The sequence below is a fragment of the Paenibacillus macerans genome (assembly GCF_050565405.1).
In the GTDB taxonomy this organism is placed as follows: Bacteria; Bacillota; Bacilli; order Paenibacillales; family Paenibacillaceae; genus Fontibacillus; species Fontibacillus macerans_B.
This window is the reverse complement of record NZ_JBNYYG010000016.1, coordinates 71688-90118: the sequence shown is the minus strand read 5'-3', so window position 1 is coordinate 90118 and position 18431 is coordinate 71688. Positions and strand designations below refer to the sequence as shown.

The 18431-nt window shown below is 58.5% G+C and carries 12 protein-coding genes and 1 pseudogene; 9 read left to right on the top strand and 4 right to left on the bottom strand.

The window, feature by feature from the left end; all coding sequences use genetic code 11:
• Nucleotides 1-143: 143 nt before the first annotated feature.
• The gene (locus tag ACQ4N8_RS12405; protein ID WP_430704673.1) at nucleotides 144-449 is read right to left on the bottom strand and encodes a putative quinol monooxygenase; all 306 of its coding nucleotides are present in this window, start codon (nucleotides 447-449) and stop codon (nucleotides 144-146) included.
• Nucleotides 450-676: 227 nt separating this feature from the next.
• Between ACQ4N8_RS12405 and ACQ4N8_RS12400 the strand changes: the two are divergent.
• From ACQ4N8_RS12400 to ACQ4N8_RS12360, 9 genes and pseudogenes are all read left to right on the top strand, one after another.
• A pseudogene (locus ACQ4N8_RS12400) lies at nucleotides 677-1560 on the top strand (TIGR01777 family oxidoreductase).
• A 152-nt stretch (nucleotides 1561-1712) separates the two neighbouring features.
• Entirely contained in the window at nucleotides 1713-2489 is a 777-nt protein-coding gene (locus ACQ4N8_RS12395; RefSeq protein WP_430704672.1) for a class I SAM-dependent methyltransferase, read from the top strand.
• Nucleotides 2486-2857 carry a VOC family protein gene (locus tag ACQ4N8_RS12390; protein ID WP_430704671.1) on the top strand — a complete coding sequence of 124 codons (372 nt, stop codon included), beginning with the start codon at nucleotides 2486-2488 and terminating at the stop codon, nucleotides 2855-2857. Before ACQ4N8_RS12395 ends, ACQ4N8_RS12390 begins: the two co-directional genes overlap by 4 nt.
• Before the next feature lie 937 nt (nucleotides 2858-3794).
• Nucleotides 3795-5114 carry an extracellular solute-binding protein gene (locus tag ACQ4N8_RS12385; RefSeq protein WP_430704670.1) on the top strand — a complete coding sequence of 440 codons (1320 nt, stop codon included), beginning with the start codon at nucleotides 3795-3797 and terminating at the stop codon, nucleotides 5112-5114.
• Nucleotides 5115-5215: 101 nt separating this feature from the next.
• Complete coding sequence (locus ACQ4N8_RS12380) at nucleotides 5216-6094, top strand: carbohydrate ABC transporter permease (RefSeq protein ID WP_430704669.1); 879 nt, start codon at nucleotides 5216-5218, stop codon at nucleotides 6092-6094.
• 17 nt (nucleotides 6095-6111) lie between these two features.
• Entirely contained in the window at nucleotides 6112-6996 is an 885-nt protein-coding gene (locus ACQ4N8_RS12375; protein ID WP_430704668.1) for a carbohydrate ABC transporter permease, read from the top strand.
• A gap of 42 nt (nucleotides 6997-7038) precedes the next feature.
• Nucleotides 7039-8865: a cache domain-containing sensor histidine kinase gene (locus tag ACQ4N8_RS12370; RefSeq protein WP_430704667.1), complete on the top strand. Its 1827-nt coding sequence runs from the start codon at nucleotides 7039-7041 to the stop codon at nucleotides 8863-8865.
• Nucleotides 8862-10424 (top strand): helix-turn-helix domain-containing protein, encoded by a 1563-nt coding sequence (locus ACQ4N8_RS12365; RefSeq protein ID WP_430704666.1) that lies wholly within the window; start codon nucleotides 8862-8864, stop codon nucleotides 10422-10424. The genes ACQ4N8_RS12370 and ACQ4N8_RS12365 overlap by 4 nt, the downstream gene beginning before the upstream one ends.
• A 603-nt stretch (nucleotides 10425-11027) precedes the next feature.
• Complete coding sequence (locus tag ACQ4N8_RS12360; protein ID WP_430704665.1) at nucleotides 11028-13703, top strand: beta-mannosidase; 2676 nt, start codon at nucleotides 11028-11030, stop codon at nucleotides 13701-13703.
• Between the two features lie 29 nt (nucleotides 13704-13732).
• Here the strand turns inward: ACQ4N8_RS12360 and ACQ4N8_RS12355 are convergent, their stop codons facing one another.
• From ACQ4N8_RS12355 to ACQ4N8_RS12345, 3 genes are all read right to left on the bottom strand, one after another.
• Nucleotides 13733-14773, bottom strand: a complete 1041-nt coding sequence (locus ACQ4N8_RS12355; protein WP_430704664.1) for a hypothetical protein — start codon at nucleotides 14771-14773, stop codon at nucleotides 13733-13735.
• Between the two features lie 132 nt (nucleotides 14774-14905).
• Nucleotides 14906-16924, bottom strand: coding sequence for a Na+/H+ antiporter (locus ACQ4N8_RS12350; protein WP_430704663.1), 2019 nt, complete (start codon nucleotides 16922-16924; stop codon nucleotides 14906-14908).
• 156 nt (nucleotides 16925-17080) lie between these two features.
• Nucleotides 17081-18112 (bottom strand): ribonucleotide-diphosphate reductase subunit beta, encoded by a 1032-nt coding sequence (locus tag ACQ4N8_RS12345; RefSeq protein WP_430704662.1) that lies wholly within the window; start codon nucleotides 18110-18112, stop codon nucleotides 17081-17083.
• Between the last annotated feature and the right edge of the window lie 319 nt (nucleotides 18113-18431).

Sequence of the window (18431 nt, the reverse complement as noted above, 5' to 3'; positions counted from 1 at the left end):
CTCAGCGGTACCAACTCAACATTGCCAAACTGCAAAAGTACACTTGATTCTCCGCAAATTTGGATATTCGGGCGAACGGAGTGCAAAAGCTTTTACGTTTCGCGGCTAGCCGCACCGAATCCGTACTAAGTCTGGGAGAATGTTTAGCAGATGCCTTTTCCGCCGACAGGCAGGATCGGGATAGACTCTACGCCGGCGATAAGCGGCATGGCACGCTGGATGGAGGCTTGCGTAGCTTCCTGCTTCAAAGAGGCGGCGTGGGCCTCCGCATCGCTCCAGACCTCCGTAACCCATACCGCATCGGGGTCCTTATCGGAAATATTCACGATGTAGAGCTCGCATTCCCGGATGGCCTCCGCTTCGGCGGCAGCCTCCAGCAAAATACGGACAAGCTCGTCACGCTGTCCGGGTTTGGTCGTAAATTTGGCGTACATTCCGAATTTTTGCATGGCGAATCCTCCAACTCTTTTGGATGAAAATGGGATAGCTTATTATCTCCTAAATTTTGAAGCATCGCAATCCTGGAGTAGGCGGAGACACGCTTTTAAGAGAGGCGGGGCGGGGCCGGTTAAGCCAAGTTGAAGCGAAATTTGGAAAAATCAGCCTCCGCGGCATGGTATAATATCGACAAAGAAGACGAAACCTTACCGATCTTGTTAGCGGAGGAGAGGATAACATGCCTAAAGTGGTGCTGGCCGGAGGCACGGGATTTGTCGGCCGGGCTTTTGCGTGCCGATTCGGGGAACTGGGATACGAAGTGATCCTGATCTCCAGGCAAGCCCCCCACGTCTCTTGGAACGACCGGGCGGGAATCGAGCGAGCGCTGGAGGGGGCGGATTTGCTGATCAATTTGGCCGGCCGATTGGTGAATTGCCGTTATACTGCGGAGAACCGCAAGCTTATCCTGGAATCCCGAACGGAAACGACGCGTTTACTCGGAGAGAGCGTGCGGGCATGCCGCCGCCCGCCCGCACTGTGGATCAATTCGAGCACGGCGACGATTTACCGGCACGCGGAGGATCGGCCGATGACGGAGGAAGGCGGCGAGATCGGCAGCGGATTCTCGGTCGAGGTAGCCAAGGCGTGGGAAAAGGCATTTTTTGCCGGCGACCTTCCGGCCACGCGACGGATCGCGCTCCGCATCGCCATTGTGCTGGACGACGGCGGGGTCATGGATCCATTGCGCAACCTGGTCCGCTTCGGGCTCGGCGGGCCGCAGGGTTCCGGGGGCCAGCGGTTCAGCTGGATTCACATGGAAGACCTGTTCCGGATCATGCTTTTCCTGCAGCAGCATTCCGAGCTGGAGGGCGTCTTCAATGCATCCGCGCCCCATCCGGTCACCAATCGGGAACTGATGGCCGGCCTCCGCCGGGCGCTCGGCATCCGTTCGGCTTGCCCGCGCCGCGCTGGATGCTGGAGCTCGGCGCGCGCCTCATCCGCACCGAAACCGAGCTGGTGCTGAAGAGCCGCTGGGTGTTGCCCGAACGGTTGCAGCATGAGGGGTTCGCGTTTCGGTACGATACGCTGGAGAAGGCGTTGGACGAGATCGTATCGCGTTAGCGCAGAACATGGCGTTCCCTGCAGTGCATCGCGGTGGCGTAAAGCGTGACGTTAGGGGCTGAGTGCATCGCGGTAGCCGTAAAGCGTGACGTTAGCTATAAGCGGGCACCCCCTTGCTTTTTTTTACCATAGTCATAGGAGGACAAGGCACGATGAATACGATGAACCGGGAAGCATGGCGGTCGATATGGAAAGCGGAAGAGGCAAAAACCTTTCAGGGCTGGGATTTTTCTTATCTCGAGAGGCGCATGGAGGAGCAGGAGTTGCCGTGGGATTATCGGGCTATGGTACAAAATGAGATGGACGGCGGGAAAGTGATGCTCGATATGGGCACCGGGGGAGGCGAGTTTCTGCTGTCGCTTTCTCCGCCGCCGGGAAACACCTATGCGACGGAAGCTTTCTTGCCAAACTATGAGCTGTGTCGTGAGAAGCTGCCCCCTCATGGTATAGAGGTAAAACTAGTAGAGGACGACGACACGTTGCCGTTTGCCGACGGCATGTTTGATCTGATTATCAATCGGCACGAAACGTTTTCTGCCGATGAGGTTAACCGTATCCTCAAACCGGGCGGGGTATTCATCACCCAGCAGGTTGGAGGCCGGAACAACCGGGAGCTGTCGAGGTTTCTGCTCGGCGAAGCGGGAATGGTCACGGCGGTTGATTTCGCTTTGGCCCACGCCGCTAATGCTCTGGCCAAAGCGGGATTGAGCGTTGAGGAGCAGCAGGAGTTTTTTCCGGAGCTGAGGTTTCGGGATATCGGCGCGCTCGTCTATTTTGCGAAAATCATCGAATGGGAATTCGCCGGCTTTTCCGTGGACCGCTGTTTCGAGAAGCTTTGCGGGCTGCAGGAAAAGGTGGAGCAAACCGGATTGGTATCGAGCCGGGAGCATCGATTCTTGGCGATAGCGCGTAAGGGGGGGAAGCGATGAAATTCGTCGATGTAGGCATTATTACGGAACAAGTGGCGGTATTGGCCGAGTTTTATGAGACGATCCTGCAAACGAAGGCCGTAGGGGACGAGGTTCATACGGAAGTGAAGATCAATGGCATAGGGTTAGCGATTTATTCGCGGCAGGCCGCTGAACGGGACATGGGCTTCGACTTTTCGCAGCATTGGGGAGCGGGGAATTTCACCTTGGGCTTTAACGTCGATGACGTCGATGCGGAATACGGGCGGTTGAAGGCTTTGAATGTAGAATTCGTGGCACTTCCTACGACGTATCCCTGGGGAGCCAGATCCATGCATTTCCGTGATCCGGACGGCAATATCGTTTGTTTTAGAAGCATGCTCTCCTGAGTTTTTCTAAGCCTAACGAAACGTAGGAGCCTTATTTTGCGGAAATAGGGCCCGATAATAATATAACGAATCTAGATACCGCTATTTGGCTCACTAGGCAGCAGAACTTGCCCGAAATCGCGAATAGCGGTTCTAAAGTTCGTTAGGTGTTGAGGCAGGCGTTTTTGGGCTCGATAACGATACTGAGGTCCGTTGCAGCAAACCCTGGTACTCTTCATGGAGATACAGAGGTTCGTTGCAGCAAGCCTGGCGTCCTCGCTGGAACCACCCGGCTGCACTCCCCGCAAACGTATTGTTTCACGAATTCATTCACAGTAATGCATTAGTGTGCACTCATCCGATCCCCCCGTCTTGTTGTACTAAGTGAATGTACTTCCTGTCGCCTCGAACGAAAGAGCTCTCCGACCGAAGAAGACTGCCCCTCCTGAATGGTGTGCAGGGCAATTCCACGCTAACGTAACGGACTGTACGGACCTTATTCGGGCCCAAAAGGGCTGAAAAAAATTCTAACGGACCCAGATGACGTTATTCGGCCTGATTTGTCCGGAATTCCGCCCAAAATCGCGAAATAAGGGCTCTCGTGTCCGTTAGATTTTGAAAAAGGTGTTTTAGACCTGAATAACGTTACTGAGGTCCGTTAGAGTAACGTCGATAACGGGGAGCGGCCGTGGCCGGACGCTGACGGCGGAGCAGATAATTAGAAGTTGGAGATGAAGGGACAGCGATGGCGAAACAGCCGTGTCGATTCATACGTGTCTTCAACCTCCGCTGCCGTGCCCTCCGCCTTCGCTCCCGCGAGCGCTGCGAAGGTGACGGCCGGCACGTCGCGCCCACCGTCCGAAATTTTTCACCCCTGGTGCCGCGATTCGTCACCTTACGATTTGGTAGCGCTAACATTACAATGGGGTTAATCAAAGCAAGGGGGGAATTACCAACGATGAAAAAATGGATATCACTGATATGCAGCGCCGCCATGCTGGCGATTCTGCTGGCCGGTTGCGGCGGGGGGGACGAGGCTTCCGGCAGCGGCGATGGCGGCGGGGAGAAGGTGAGCATCTCCATCTGGCATAACTGGACGGGCCAGGATGCCAAGGCGGTGGCGATGCGGAAGATCATCGAGGATTTCCGGGCGGCTCATCCGGAGATCGAGGTAATCGACGAAGGGCTGCCGACGGACGGGCTGAAGACCCGATTGCGGACGGTGGCCGCGGCGGACGAAATGCCGGATTTGTTCGTGATGTGGCCGGACGCCATGACGAAGGAATTCGTCAAGGGCGACCTGCTGCAGCCGATCGACGACGAGCTCGCCGCCAACCCGGAATGGAAGGACAATTTTATTCCGAACGCGCTGGACGGCTACACCGTGGACGGCAAAATCTATTCCGTGCCGATGAATCTGGCTCCGAGCTCATTTATCTTCTATAACGATGCCTTGTTCAAGAAACACAACGTCAAAGTGCCGGAAACGTGGGAAGAACTGGAGGCCGCCGTCAAAACGTTCAACGATAACGGCGTGATCCCGATCGCGCTCGGCAACAAAACGAACTGGGTGGCGCAGTCGACGTTCTTCAGCACCGTGGCGGACCGGATTACCGGCACCGACTGGTTCCTGAAGGCGGTTGAGCAGGACGGCGCCAAGTTTACGGATCCCGAGTTCGTCGAGGCGCTCGCCACGTTCCAAAAGCTTGGCGGGATCAAGGCCTTCCAGGAAGGTTTCAACAGCATCGACGAAACGCAGATGATGCAGCTGTACTTCCAGGGGAATACCGCGATGGTCGTCAACGGCGGCTGGGCGCTGGCCAATCTGGTCAACAATGCGCCGCCGGAAGTGCTGGACAATACGCACATTACGATCGTCCCGACGATCGCGGGCGGCAAGGGCGCTCCGGATACGACCTCGGGCGTCGTCGGCACCGGCCTTGGCGTCAGCAAGAAGCTGACCGGCACCAAGAAGGAAGCGGCGATGAAGCTGTTCTACGCGATGGCGGGTCCCGACGGACAAAAAGCCACCTTGGGCAGCAGCACCCTGGTCAGTTACAACATCGAGCTTGACAAAAGCAAAGCGCATCCGCTGTTCGTCGAGCTCTACGATTTGATCCAGCGCGTCAAAATCATCCCGGTCTATGACTCCAAGCTGGGCTCGGCAACGGTCGAAGTGGTCAACAACGGGCTGCAGGAGCTGCTGATGGGCGGCAATCCCGAGGATATCGCCCGCAAGATCCAGGACGCGCAAGCCGCGGCCATCGCCGCGAATTAATAGATACCCCCTTCCCCTTAGGGGAGGGGGATTATTTTTTTCCTAAGAGGTAGTTCAAAAAGTCATTTTTTGATCAATTCATTTTAAGGATGTGAGAGAGCATGAACGCTTTGCGCAGCAAAAGCTTCATCGTTACCGGGCTGCTGCCCGCGCTGGTCATTTATTCGCTGTTTGTCTTCGTGCCGGTCATCTGGTCGGCGTATTACGGTTTCTTCAACTGGTCGGGCATCGGCGAAGCGAAATATGCCGGCCTGAGCAATTATGCGGAAATCCTGCAGGATCCCGTGTTTTGGCGGGCGCTGAAAAATAACGTCGTGTTCGTGCTGGCCTCGGTGTTCGGGCAAATCCCGCTGGCCCTTGCGCTGGCGGTGCTATTGCATAAAAGCAACCTGCTGCAGCGCTTCCTGCGCTCGGCGGTGTTTCTGCCGATGGTGCTGTCCACGGTCGTGATCGGAATGATCTGGCAGTATATTTACCATCCGCAGATCGGGATCCTGAACTTTCTGCTGGACGCGTTGGGGCTGCCCGGCTGGAAGCTGCAGTGGCTGTCGGACGGCGACATCGCCATTTATTCGCTGATTCCGCCGCTGATTTGGAGTTACGTCGGGCTATATCTGATCATTTTCATGTCCGCGCTGCAAAACATTCCCGGCGAAATCCACGACGCGGCTAAAATCGACGGCGTTTCCGGGGGGCGCAAACTGCTGTCGATCTCGCTGCCGATGATCAAGAACACCTTCCAGGTGGCGGTCGTCCTTTGCATTTCGGGCAGCCTGAAGTCGTTTGATCTGGTCTACATCATGACGAAGGGCGGACCGGCCCATGCGACCGAGCTGCTGGCGACATACATGTACAACTCCACATTTTCGACTTACCGTTACGGGTTCGGCAGCGCGATTTCCACCAGCATCATGATCATCAGTTTGCTATTGATCGGCACCAGCCAATGGTTGACGAGCCGCAAAAAAGACGCCGTTTGAGGTGAAAGGAGGAGCTTATGAACATGAATACGACAACGCCCTTATCGATGGGAACCGCGAGGCCCGGCGGCAGAACGGCGCTGCGCAAACCGGGCAAGGTTTTGTTTTGGGGCCTGCTGACGCTGTATGGCGCGCTTACCTTGTACCCGTTTTTTTGGCTGGTCATCAGCGCGTTCAAAACGAACGCGGATTTTTACGCGCGGCCCTTCGGGCTGCCGCAGGTGTGGCACGGAGACAACTTCGCGCGGGCTTGGGAAAGCTCGCGGCTGGGCACGGCGTTCGGCAATTCGCTGATCGTGGCGATCGGCTCGCTGGCGCTTACTTTGTTCATCGCCGCGCTGACGTCGTTCATCCTCGCCCGCTTCCAATTCCGCTGGAAAGGCGGGGTGCTGGCCTTTTTCGTAATCGGGATGCTGATTCCCATTCACAGCACCCTGGTTCCGCTGTTCATTCTCATGAAGCAGATGTCGCTGCTGAACACGTATTGGGCGCTGATTTTGCCCTACACCGCGTTTGCGCTGCCCACGGCCGTGTTCGTGCTGACGGCGTACCTGACGAGCGTGCCGCGCGAGCTGGAGGAGGCGGCTTTTATCGATGGCACCGGGCTCTGGGGGTTGTTCTTTCGCATCATGCTGCCGATGTCGGTCCCGGCGCTGGCGACGGTGACGATCCTCAGTTTCCTGCATGCCTGGAACGACTTCTCTTTTGCGCTCGTGTTCATTAACAAGACGGCGCTCAAGACGCTGCCGCTCGCCATCGCCAATTTCGCCGACGGCTATCAGACGGATTACGGCTTGACGCTGGCAGCCATGACGCTTTCGGTCATTCCGACGATCGTCCTATATTTGCTGTTTCAGGAGCAGATGATGAAGGGGATGACCGCCGGCGCGGTGAAAGGATAAGCAGGGGAATTATCCTACACCGGATCGAAGGGGGAGCACAATATGCAGAAATGGCTGGGCACGTCGCTCCAGCGCAAGCTATCGGTCGTCGTTGCGGGCTCCATGATCGTGCCGATGCTGGCCCTGGGGTTGTTTGCCTTCGTGATCTCTTCCAACATTACCGAGGAAAAAACCAAGCTGACCGGCAGCGACATGCTGAAGCAAATGGACGCCAACCTGCGCTTTATGCTGGAGGACATCGAAACGCTGTCGATCTTCCTCATCGGGGAACGCGATTTACAGGCTTACCTGAGCCAGCCCGAAGACGACGATGCCGAACGGACCGCGCTGGTCGGGAGGATGACCAATCTGGCGGCCTCCAAGCCGTATATCGCCAATATCGCCGTCTATCCGGCGCGGTTCGAGGGGAGCCTCTCCACGGCCGCGTGGTATGAAAGCGAATTGCCCGCCGAGGCGGAGCAGGCGTTTGCCGGCGGCGGGAAAACGTGGTCCGGCGTGTACGGGATTCGCGATTACGCCGGAATGGAGCAGGTGATCACCTTGTTCCGGCCGATCCGCAGCATCTACGATTTCCGCCGGCTGGGTTGGCTGGCGATCAGCCTCGACGAACGGGAGCTGGCCCGCAACTGGGAGTCGCCGGAATTCGGCCAAGGGACGGGCAAGGTGGAGTTGGCCGGAGCGGACGGCACGATTTTGTCCTCCGCCGACAAGTCCAGGCTGGGGCAGCCGTTGGATGCCTATGCGCCCGGGTTGCTCGGGTTGATCGCGGGCGGCGGCGCGGAAGCGGACGGGAGCGATGGGCGCAGCATCAACGTTAGCGGGAGCGTCATCTACGGCGAAGGGGACGGCAAAACGACGGTTCTGTACCGCCGGGAGCCGCTGACCGGCTGGATGCTGGTCGGCAGGGTGCCATATGACCGGTATCGCGCCGAAAACCGCTACATCCTCACGTTAACCGCCGCCGTCGTGGGCGTTTCCGTGCTGGCATGCGCGCTGCTGATCTGGTTTACGGTGCGCCGGATCACCCGGCCGCTGCGCGTGTTGACCCGCCACTTGTCTCGGATCGATCCGGAGCGGCCGCTGCCGCATTTTCCGGCGACCTCGGACGATGAGATCGGCCGGCTGGGGCGAAGCTACAATAGGCTCGGCGCCCATATTGAACGGCTGAAGCGGGAGGTCATCCGCGGCGAAGCGCGCAAGAAGGAAGCCGATCTGCGGGCGCTGCAGGCGCAGATCAACCCGCATTTTTTATACAATACCTTGTCTTCGATCCATTGGATCGCCCTGATGTCGGGGGAGCGGCGGATCGCGGATATGGTCGAGGGGCTGAGCGACTTTTTGCGGATCAGCCTGAATCAGGGCAGGGACTATTGCCCGGTCGAGCAGGAGCTCGCGCATATCCGCAACTATGTGCGCGTGCAGTCGATCCGCTTTCCCGATAAATTTTCCGTCGATTATATCGTGGACGACGGGCTTCTGGATAAATGGATGCTGAAGCTGCTGCTGCAGCCTTTGGTGGAGAACGCCCTCATCCACGGGATTCAAAAACGCGACGGGGCCGGAACGATCACGATCTTGATCCAGCCGGAGGGAAAAGGCATGGGCGTGATGGTCATGGACGACGGCCTCGGCATGTCCGCGGAGCGCTTGCAAGAGGTCCGGCGGGCGCTGTCGCTTCCGGCCGACGAAGGGGCGGAGGCCTCGCAAACGACGGCGTCGGCCGCCCCGGCGGCCGGGTACGGGCTAAGCAACGTGAACGAACGCCTGCTCCTGCATTACGGGCCGGAGGCGAGGCTTGACGTGGACAGCCGGGAAGGCGAGGGTACGCAGGTTTCATTTTCTATCCCGATCATGGAGGTTTCGCCATGAACATACTGATTGTCGACGACGAGGTCATTATCCGGACCGGGCTGGCCAGCGTCATTTCCTGGAGCGAGCTGGGATTGACCCTGCTGCCGCCAGCCGCTTCCGCCGAAGAGGCGCTGGGGCGGCTTACGGCGGAACGGCCGGATATTTTGATGACCGATATCCGCATGAACGGGAAAACCGGCCTGGAGCTGGCGGAGGAAGCCGCAAGGCTGCTGCCGGGGCTGGCGGTGATCATTTTGTCGGGATATGGGGATTTTGCCTATACCCAGCAGGCGATCCGCCAGGGCGTGAGCGATTATTTGCTCAAAACGAGCAAACCGGAAGAAATCATCAAAACGGTGCTGCAAGCGAAGCAGCGGCTGCTGGAGCGCCGGGCCGAGGACTCGCGCGCGCAGATGCTGGCCCGGGAGGAGAGGCGGCGGCAGCTGCATAAATGGGTCATCGAAGGGGACACGGCCCCGGTTCTTCCCGATAACGAGGACGAAAGGGAATTGCCGGGCAAACCGGGGTATCGGCAGGTATTGATTTTATCCGCCGAAGGCTGGGGCCATGAGGACACCGCCGATGCGCTGCTGCGGTTTGCCGTGCAGAACATGCTGGAGGATCTGCTGCCCGGGGCCGCCGTCTTGATCCACCAGGGCCGAATCGTTTGCGTGGCCGGCTCCGGCGGGGGCGATGAGAACCCCATGGCCGGGCGGTTCAAAGGGGTGCTCGAACGGATTCAAAGTCTACTGAATTGCCGGCTGCGGCTTGCCGCAGGCATCGTCGTGGCCGACCCGGGGCAGGTGCATCGGAGCTATGTTACGGCGGCGGCCGCTTTTGCCTATCATGACCTGCTGCCCGGCGTGGCATTGCTGGATTATCGCCAGATCGCCGGACGCAAGGGCGGAAGGGCGGTGCTGTCCCAAGAGGAGGAGAACGGGCTCGGCTCGATTTTGCTGGAACATGATCCGATGGCCTTGAGGGCCTGGACGCACAGGCTGGCCGACGAGCTGGCCGCAGATCCCGAGTGCACGCCGGAGTCGTATAAGGCCTGCCTGCAATCGGCGGCGGTCGCCGCGCACCGTTGGCTGGAGCGGACGCTCCGGGCCATCGGGCGAGAGGGGGGAGTGCGCTTCGAGCCGTGGCTGCAGCAGCATCCCGAGGGGGCGAAGCTGAAGGATGAGCTGTTCCGCCATCTGCATGCCGTGATGACGCTGTATCACAGCCGCCTCGGCGAGGGGCAAGCCTCCCACGTGCAGCGGGCCAAGGCTTACATGGCGTCCTGCCCGGCGCAGGAGCTTAGCTTGCAGCAGGTCGCCGCCTACGTGCATCTGCATCCCGGCCATTTAAGCGAGCTGTTCAAGAAGGAGACCGGCAGCGCGTTCGGCGATTACGTGACCGGCTTGCGGATGCGCCGGGCGATGGAACTGCTGGCCGTATCTCCGGCCAAGGTGAGCGAAATTGCCGGCCTGACCGGTTATGAGGACGTGAAATATTTCAGCCGCCTGTTCAAAAGGCATACAGGCAAGACCCCCAGCGAATTTCGCGATGAAGCGCTGGACGGCGGTATTCTTTGAAAGCCCCCTCGCGGGTCGCCTCGCCGGGAAAGTGTAAGTGCGGGAGGAAAAGTGCGAGAGGGTATGGGGGCGAAAAGGTGTGTGTGTACGAGAGGTTGTAGGATGCAAGGCGTAGCTAACGGACTACGGAGCCGCTAATTAGGCAAAAACTTAGGATCCCCAATTGTAACGGACTCAGGAGTCGCTAATCCCTGCAAATCTGCAAAAATAGCCCCATTGGGAGCTAAATAGCGTCCATGGAGTCCGTTAAATCAGGAAATATCCGGGAAATGAGCGATTAGCGTCATTTCGGTCCGTTACGGAGTACAAACCTAACAAGGTACTCTGGGATCATGAATTTTGAGGCCGCACCTGAACGTACGGAATACGAGAAACTGCAAAAGTGCAGGTATTTCGGCCATTTTTTAGATCGCGGCGAAATTGATGCAAAATGCAGGTATTGGGACTGATATTCGGATTAATAGCGCCTTCTCTTTAAAGTAACTGCAGTTTTGCAGCAATTTCTATGGATCCTTCCTTGCGCAACCCGTTTCATGCATCGCCAATGGTTACAGAGATGGAATCCGGGCGTTATTTTATCATCATCGGAAAGAGGGACGTATCATGATCATATCGGGGCCATGGAAGCTGCAGCATTTTGAGGTAGGGGAGAAACCGCCCCTGGAGCTGGCCGCTCCCGGGCTGGACGACCGCTTCTGGATCGACGCCGCCGTTCCGGGCGACGTGCATTCGTCGCTGCTGGAACGCGGTATCATCGATCCACCGTATTTCGGGCATAACGATGCGAAGTGCCGCTGGATCGAACGGAAGGAATGGTGGTACCGCACGACGTTTGCGCTGGATGCCGCCCCTGGGGAAGGCGAGCGGATCGAGCTGGCGTTCGAGGGGCTGGACACGTTTGCGACCGTTTATGTCAACGGACATGAGATCGGCTCCGCGTCCAATATGTTCCGCGAATATACCTTCGACATCACGCGGATCGTTCGCGAAGGCTGGAATGCGCTTTCGGTCCGATTCGATCCGCTCTACCTGCATCACCGGGACAAAGAGCAGTTCGAATGGTCTTCCTATACGAAGGAGCGGCCGTGGATCCGCAAGGCCGCGATGAACTTCGGCTGGGACTGGGGGCCGCGGATCGTGACGGCCGGCATTTGGGGCCGGGTTCGGCTGGAGCGCAGGAAGCTGGCGAAGCTCACCGGCGTTTATGCCGCGACGCTGTCCGCAACGGCGGAGGCGGCGGCCATCCGGGTGAGCGCCGAGGCGGAAGCGTACCGTTACGGGACGCAGGCGGAGGCTGCGGTGAGGCTGCTGGACGCCGGCGGGGCCGAGGTAGCGTCCGCCGTACTGCCCGTTCTGGCCGGCGGCGCGGGGGGAGGCGGCCAGAACGGCCGGCAAGCGGAGTTTTTGCGCGATTTTCCGAATGCGGTCCGAACCAAGGGTCACGCCTCGGCCGAACTGCATATCGCCATGCCTCGGCTGTGGTGGACGCATGATTTGGGCGAGCCTTATTTGTACACGCTGGAGGTGGCGCTGCGCGCCGGCGGCGAGGTGCTCGACCGCTACGAGCAGCCCTTTGGCATTCGGACGCTGGAGCTATCCCTGCAAAATCCGGATGGCGGCCCTGCGTTTGCGTTCATTCTTAATGGCATTAAGGTTTATGCCAAAGGGGCGAACTGGATCCCGGCGGACCATCTGATCGGGGCGATCCCGGCATCCACGTATCGCGGTCTGGTCGAACTGGCCGTGGAAGGGCATATGAACATGCTGCGCGTATGGGCGGGCGGCATTTACGAAAAGGATGTTTTTTATGAGGAATGCGACCGGCGCGGCGTGCTCGTGTGGCAGGATTTCGCTTTTGCCAACGCGCTGTTCCCCGACTTTAACCATGATTTTATGGACAATGTGAGGCGGGAGATCATCGATAACGTGAAACGGCTGCGGAACCGCGCTTCGCTGGCGCTTTGGTGCGGCAACAACGAAATCGACTGGCTGTACGATATGAAGACGGCGGCCGGCGACATCACCGGACCGTTTTTCGGAGAAACGATTTACCACGAGCTGATTCCCGGGCTGCTGGCCGAGCTGGATCCGCAACGTCCGTATTGGCCTTCGTCGCCTTATGGCGCGAGCGATGGTTATGATGCCAACGATCCGGACAACGGGGACCGCCATAACTGGCAGGTTTGGCACGGTTCGGTTTACCCGCGCATGCGGGGCGAGAAGCCGCAGCTCGATTACAGCATCGAGGGCGTCACGTTCAAAAACTATAGGCAGGACTTCGCCTTGTTCAGCAGCGAATTCGGCATGCATGCCTCGGCCAACCGTTATACGCTGGACAAAAATATCCCCGCAGGCCAATTTGCCTGGGGGAGCGCCGAGATGGCTTACCGCAACAAGGATACGAACCACCGCAAAGGGATTCTGTTGATGGAGGGCTATACGGGGATTCCGCGCGATATCGAGGAATACATGAACTTCTCGATGCTGACCCAAGCCGAGGGGCTGAAGTACGGGATCGAGCATTTCCGCCGTAACCGTCGCCGCAACAGCGGCGCCCTGGTCTGGCAGTTGAACGACAGCTGGCCGGGGACGAGCTGGTCGATGATCGATTACGAGCTGCTGCCGAAGGCATCGTATTACTATGGCAAAACGTTCTTTCATCCCGTGCTCCTGTCGCTGGAGCACGACCCGGGCGGGCCGCTGCGCGCGTGGGTCGTGAACGACACGCTGGAGCCGCTGGAGGGGACGTTGACGTTGACGGTGCATGCGTTGACCCGCGGCGAATCGGCCGAGATGGAGGGCTCCCTAGGAGCCGGCGGAACGAGTGGCGGTGCGCCGGAGCCTGCGCACCGAGGCGTATACAGCACATCGTTTACGGCGAAGGTGCCGCCGCAAACGGCACTGCCGCTCGGGAGCGTGGAGGAAGCGGCGGCACTGGCCGGCTTGGCAGCGGAGGAGGTGCTGGTGGAGCTGAGCGCCGCCGGGTTTGCCGCTCCGGCGAACCGTTACTACTTGCGCGATCCGAAGGAGCTGCGCCTGCCCGAAGCCGAGCTGGACGTGCGGGTCGACGAAGCGGAGCGGACCGTCACGGTCACCGCCTCCGCCCGGGGAGCCGCCCGGCTGGTCAAGCTGGAGCTGCCGCTCGGCCGGGTTCGCTTCAGCGACAACTACTTCGACCTGCTGCCCGGCGAAAGCCGGACGGTCCGCCTTTGGCATCCCGACGGATTGCCGCTCCCGTGGCCGGAGCTGCGGGTTGGGGCCTTGAACGGTAGGCGGTAACTCGGGCCGGCTATAGGGCTGCCTCCGCGCTAAGACGCCTCGCCAGACAACACGCGGTCGCGGTAGGCTTTGACCTCCGGGATTTCGGTTTGCGCGCCCCCGACTTTGCTGTACACCTGCCAATCGGCCGCCTCCAGCACGTCAAGGAACTCTTGGACGGCTTCGGCGGTTCGGGTGCCCTTATAGGCCTTCACCGTGTTCTCGTAGCTGGCTTTTGCTTCGGCGCTCAGACGGTATGTCTCATAATCGAAGTTCGGGGTGTTGTCGAGGCCGTACAGATACGTACGGAGATAGCGGGAATAGTAGAGCATTTTGGCCTGCTCGGCTTCGGGCGTTCCTGCATACTTGTCAAAATAGCGCTCATAGGCCACGGCCCGCTCGGCCAGTTCATCCCAGGTGATGCTCAGGGCGGCGTCGCTGGCCAGCTTCGAATCGGACTCCATGGCGAGCAGGGCGATAAAGCCCTGCATTTTTTCGCTGAGGGCGGCATTGTACTTCTTCAGCGCGCCGTAATCGACGACCGGGAAGACGGAGCCTTCCGCGGTCTCCAGCTTGTAGCCGCCGGCGAGCTCCGACTCGATTTTGCCGCGCACGGCCTCATCCCTGATCTGTCTGATACGTTCGTCCGGGATCGGCCATCCAAGCTCGGACAACGCTTGAATCACCGCTTCCTCGGCGAATTCGTTTTGCGTCTTGAGCAGGTCCTCTTCATAAAAAACGAGCAGCTTTTGCATCAGCATATCCGCATCCTCCGGCGGCAGGCCGGCCAAATGCGCATCGAAGAAGGCAAACCACTCCTTGGCCTCCGGATTGCCGGCCTGGAAGCTCTTGAACTGCTCCAGAATCCGGTCCCGGTCGGCCGCGGACGGATCCTCCGGAGCTACCGCGTTATTTTCCCCGGTGTCGTTATGTTCGGGACTCCCGGGAGCCGGAGCGTCTCCAAGGCTGCCGGTCTGCTCCATGACCGGGTCGTTCGTGGCGTCATCTTTCATGCATCCCGTGAGCAGCGCCCCCGCCATAAGCGCGGCGAGCGACAGCGACAGCATGACTTTTCCAGCCGAATGCGGCATGAAATGAACACACTCCTTTCAAATTTGCGAATTATCCTTTTTGACGGACCGGAGGAAGATAAAGTTCCGCCGAGTGCAAAAAAAAGGCGTTTCCCGGCCGTTAGTCGGCCCGGAACACGCCCTTATTCGCGGTTATTCCGCATGCTCGTACAAGGTGACGCTTTCGACCTGGTTGATCATTCTTCGCAGTTCCCGGGCTTGCTCCCGATTAATGGAGCCGTCTTCGTACATGCGGCTGATTTCCGCGCGTTCGGCATCCATGACCAGCAGACGGAGCTCTTCTTTTTGCGCTTCGCTTTTCTCGCTGAAATGGGCGGATGCGCCTTTGAGCCGGGCGATGGCCCGCTTGTACTCCATGACGACGAAGTGGAGTGCGTTGTCCGGCCCGCTCCCTTGGTCCAGTCCCTGCAAGTGCCCGAGCGCCGCTTGCAGCGCTTGGAGCTGAATATCCCGGCCAACGGATTCCATGGCGTAGTCGTTATGTTTGCGTTTTGCGCGCCGGAAATCCCGCACCGCACTGCCGACCAGGAACGAAAACCGGGCGCGGCCGCTTTGGGACAACGTTTCTTCGCGGAGATCCAGCGCTTTCTCGAATAACTCGAACATTTCTTGGCTCATGCCTCCGGTCCGCATCGTTTGATGGATGACATTCCGCTCGACCTTCAGTGCGGCCAGCCGGAGTTCGGACATTTTGCCGATCATCGCCGTACGTTCGGACCGGGAAACTCCCGGCTGGTCGTAGTCCGGCCGCAGCAGCCGGGTGTACTCGTCCATGAGCTGATACGTGGCCGCTTTGTTGTCCTCGTTCATTTCTTCCTTGATTTTTTTCAGCGCGATCCGCAGCAGTCTGCTTCTGGCCTCGTTCAGACCGTTATTTTCTCCCGCTTTCTCTCCGGAAGACGTTCCTTTGCTAAGCAGCGGCAGCAGGACGGTGGCCGCGATCAACGTAAACAGAATGACGCCCGCCGCCAAAAACAAAATCAGCGACCGTTCGGGAAACGGGCCTCCGCCGGCCACCAGATAAGGGATGGACAGGACCCCGGCCATCGTTACCGCGCCGCGCACCCCCGTCAAGGTAACCACCAGGCTGTCTTTCACGGAAGGTTTGGCGGCGTCCTTCGTTTTGTCGGTCCGGTTATCGTGCGCGGCGAAGAAATGCGACCAAACGAAGCGGATGGCCAGAATGACGGCCCCGACGGCCAGAATGTACCCGACCGCCAGCCCGTTGCCGATGTTGGGGTTCTCCACGGTGGCCCGCATGGACGACGGGATGATCAGCCCGAGCAGCAGGAACACGACGCCGTTCAGGATGAACAACACGGTGGACCAGATATTTTCCGTCAACACCTGCTCCTCGGCGAGCAGCGTTTCCGTCCGTTCCCGCAGCAGGGAATGCACGATGCCGCCCACGACGACCGCAATAACGCCGGACGCATGCAGGAAATCCTCCGTCACGATGAAGATCAGAAACGGCGTCAGGATCTGCAGCAGCGAATGCAGGGTCGCATCCTGAATGCCTTGTTTGCGCAGCGAAAACCGGATCCAGGTCATGACCAGGCTAAGCACAAGCCCGAGTACGGCCCCGGTCAAAAACATATAGGTAAAATCCATCAGAGCATCCCGCAGCGAAAAATACCCGGTCACGACCGCCGCGACCGCATAGTTGAAGGCCACCAGACCCGAGGCGTCGTTGATCAGCGATTCGCCCCGGACGAGATTCAGCACTTTCTCCGGAATATGGATCCGTTTGGCAATGCCGCCCACCGCGACCGGATCGGTCGGCGACAGGATCGCAGCTAAGGCGAACGCCGCGGCCAGCGGGATGTCGGGAATGATTGCATGAATGAGATAACCTCCGCCGACCGTGGTCAGCACCACCAGAATGATGGCGTTGCCGAGGATCGCCCCCCGCATGTTCCATAGCTGGTCGCGGGGAAAATACCTGCCGTCATTGTACAGCAGCGGCGCGACGAACAGCAGCAGAAACCACTCCGTTTCGATTTCCAGCACGAGTCCGTCGAAGGTTAACGCGATGGCGATCCCCATGGCGATTTGCGTGAGCGCGGTCGGGATAAACGGAATATAGTGGCTGATGATGTTCGAGACGACGAGACAGATGAGCAGCAGAATGACCGTAATCAGTAAATCCATGGTTGCACGTTCCTTCCGAAAACAAGGCGTAAGCCGGTTATGTATTTGGTATTATCATATCCCGTTATTTTAAACCGAAGTTAAATAGGGTCCTTTTTTTGCGAAAAAAGCCCTGCCGCAGCGCTTGCGGTCAGGGCAGCATGTTACCATAGTCCATTACAGGTCGTCAAACCCGTTGTCGTCGCCGACCTTGCCATAATTGCGGGATTTCGCTTCGAAGAAGTCCGTTTTCGTCGCGTTCAACGCTTCGTCGGAGAATGGCTTGATCCACGGCATGCAGTTGATGTCGACGCCTTCGTACGCTTTGTCCAGGCCCATCAGCGACAGGCGTTTGTTGGCGATGTATTTGATGTAGTCGGCCAGCTCGTTCAGATCGATGCCGCGAACCTCCTTGAGCGTGTAGTATGCCCAGTTCGTCTCCAGCACCACGGCGCGGTCGATCATGCGGTAAGCGTAGTCGATGTTTTCCTTGGTGTTCAGCTCCGGATAATCGATCAGCAGTTGCTTGAACACTTCGGCAAAGAAGTAGCAGTGCTGGTTTTCGTCCCGCTGAATGTAGGAGATCATTTGGCTCGTCCCCATCATCTTCTGGTCGCGCGCCAGATTGTAGAAGAAGGCGAACGTGCTGTAGAAGAAAATGCCTTCGAGAATCAGGTCGGCCACCAACGCTTCGAAAAACGTTTGCGGCGTCGCGTCGTTGCGGAAGTTTTGATAGATGTCGGATATGAATTTGTTGCGATCGAGCAACACCGGATCGTGCTTCCAGTATTCGAAAATATCCTTCTGCTCCTGCTCCGAAACGATCGAGGAAAGCACGTAGGAATACGACTGGTTATGCACCACTTCCTGCTGCCCGATGATCGCCGAGATCGCCTCCAGCGAGGAATCGGTGAAGTAGCGCTTCACGTCGCCGACGAACATCGTTTGCATCGAGTCGAGCACCGCGAGCAGCGAGATGTTGATCTTGAACGTGCGCTGCTCCTCGGAATCGAGCAGGGCGAACTGCTGCGCGTCTTTGGCCATCGGGATCTCGTCGGCGATCCAGTGGTTGAGCAGCAGCACCTTGTACAGCTTGTACATATGCGGCATGCGGATGTCGTTCCAGTTCAGGATGCCCGAGCATTCGCCGCCGATGATCCGCGTCGATTTGTTGGGGGCTTCGGTGTTGAATATCGTTTGAAGTTGCATGGGATTCGCTCCTTAAGTGTTGAATTCATGCAGGAGGGGGCCGCCGTGTGAAATGTTCTTACGATCGCTGTTGTTCGCGGATTTCTTTGATTGAACTAGATTCAGAAGAGGTAGAAATCCGCTCACAAAGGCGAACGCTTCGCTTCTTCAGAATCATTTCACCCTCTGGCCCATTTTCTACATGTTTTTACAAAGCCGTGTGCGCATCCCCGCAGGGGACAGCGCCTCGCAGCACGCAGTTGCATTCAAACGCCCCTGCCGCTTAACGCAGCTACGCACAAAGCGTCTCTGCTGCTCTATCGTCAGTTAACTAGCTAAT

Bases quoted from the DNA above. Each gene is read 5' to 3' on its own strand.
- ACQ4N8_RS12405 (WP_430704673.1), bottom strand. From the start codon at position 449: ATGCAAAAATTCGGAATGTACGCCAAATTTACGACCAAACCCGGACAG.
- ACQ4N8_RS12395 (WP_430704672.1), top strand. From the start codon at position 1,713: ATGAATACGATGAACCGGGAAGCATGGCGGTCGATATGGAAAGCGGAA.
- ACQ4N8_RS12390 (WP_430704671.1), top strand. From the start codon at position 2,486: ATGAAATTCGTCGATGTAGGCATTATTACGGAACAAGTGGCGGTATTG.
- ACQ4N8_RS12385 (WP_430704670.1), top strand. From the start codon at position 3,795: ATGAAAAAATGGATATCACTGATATGCAGCGCCGCCATGCTGGCGATT.
- ACQ4N8_RS12380 (WP_430704669.1), top strand. From the start codon at position 5,216: ATGAACGCTTTGCGCAGCAAAAGCTTCATCGTTACCGGGCTGCTGCCC.
- ACQ4N8_RS12375 (WP_430704668.1), top strand. From the start codon at position 6,112: ATGAACATGAATACGACAACGCCCTTATCGATGGGAACCGCGAGGCCC.
- ACQ4N8_RS12370 (WP_430704667.1), top strand. From the start codon at position 7,039: ATGCAGAAATGGCTGGGCACGTCGCTCCAGCGCAAGCTATCGGTCGTC.
- ACQ4N8_RS12365 (WP_430704666.1), top strand. From the start codon at position 8,862: ATGAACATACTGATTGTCGACGACGAGGTCATTATCCGGACCGGGCTG.
- ACQ4N8_RS12360 (WP_430704665.1), top strand. From the start codon at position 11,028: ATGATCATATCGGGGCCATGGAAGCTGCAGCATTTTGAGGTAGGGGAG.
- ACQ4N8_RS12355 (WP_430704664.1), bottom strand. From the start codon at position 14,773: ATGCCGCATTCGGCTGGAAAAGTCATGCTGTCGCTGTCGCTCGCCGCG.
- ACQ4N8_RS12350 (WP_430704663.1), bottom strand. From the start codon at position 16,924: ATGGATTTACTGATTACGGTCATTCTGCTGCTCATCTGTCTCGTCGTC.
- ACQ4N8_RS12345 (WP_430704662.1), bottom strand. From the start codon at position 18,112: ATGCAACTTCAAACGATATTCAACACCGAAGCCCCCAACAAATCGACG.